This window comes from Bacillus sp. EB V-12, from assembly GCF_056158125.1.
Genome location: NZ_JBUXJL010000053.1, coordinates 1 through 1,347 on the forward strand (window position 1 = coordinate 1; position 1,347 = coordinate 1,347).

1 pseudogene is annotated in these 1,347 nt (G+C 43.1%); it reads right to left on the reverse strand.

The annotated features are described in order from the left end of the window. Positions 1-1,347 (reverse strand): annotated as a pseudogene (locus ACZDYH_RS30340) (hypothetical protein); the annotation flags it as partial.

Consider the following 1,347-nt stretch of genomic DNA (forward strand, 5'->3'; position numbering starts at 1 on the left):
ACAGCGTAACTTAAGCCTTTTGTCACATTATAGTGACGCTCTGCTGCATTCCCACCTAATGATGTATTAACTGCAGCAGTAGTCCCACTTATCACTCTTTGTACTGCATTCCCTCCGGATTGTTGAACAGCACTCGCTGCACTAAAGTATGCATTTGATACCGTATCAATGCGATCCGCAAGCATAAGGTGTTTCGCACCTTCCATTACACTCATGCCAAGTTTTGTACTTTGCTGTGTCATACGTCCCACTGCTGAAGTTGGGATAGACATTTTACCAGCACTTTGTGCAATATTCGCTACACTTGTTGATGCATCTGCATAAGAGCGTTCAATTTCCGCAACGGAAAGATCTCCTGCACGTGCTATACTCGCTTGCGTTTGTGTCGCTGCATATACAGCTTTATTGATTGCGCCACCTGTCGCAACGCCATGTGAACGAACACCTTGAATCGCACTAGTAATTCCAGAACCTACTTGTTGGCTCACCGTTCCAAGACTTGCATGGTTTTGTAAACCTTTCGTTAATTGCGAAGCAAAGGCATCTTTATTAATATACGATTGATTATGTAGACTCTTACCACTCGTATCTTTTGCCTGTACGGGCATCGCTCCCGCTTGTACTGCCGCTTGTTGTGCGACTGCTTTAAATTCATTTCCTTTTTCATTTAAGTGAGACTGCCAAGCTTGCTCTCTTTGTGGTTGAGACATAGTTGGAGACAACTTTTTCATAAAGCTTGCCTGTTGTTCTGCAGCATAGCCTTGTTTAAAGGATTCTGTAGAGGCTTGTACCAGGTTCCCAACATTATTTACTTGTTTTGCTTGCTGGCTTCCTGTTCCACTTGTCAAACCGTGCGTTTTCACGCCGTTGACTGCCTTCTGAATGCCTGCCACACTAGATACACCCATAGCATTTAAGCCAGGATTTTTTTGTAACTGTTGTGATAAATGAGACGCGAAAGCTTCTTTATTCGCATAGTTTGTACCGTCTTTTTGCTGTACAATACCAGCTGATGCTGCCGCTTGTTGCGCATGATTTTGAAATCCTTGTACTTTTTGATCTAAATGCTTATTCCATGCTGCTTCTTTTTCTTGTTGCGGCATATCTGCAGGGAATTGTTTCATAAATCCAGCCTTATGGTCTGCGCTATACGCTTTCTTAAATGCAGCAGTAGAAGCACCGACAAGAGCACCGACTTGTCCCATATTTTGATGACCACTTTCTAACGTTTCTCCTTTTACTCCCTCGACTGCTTTTTCGACTTTTCCTAATGCAAGTCGAGAAGCAAACGCATCTTTATTCACATAGGACTTATCAAACAGGTTATTTCCTTGCTTATCCTTCGCG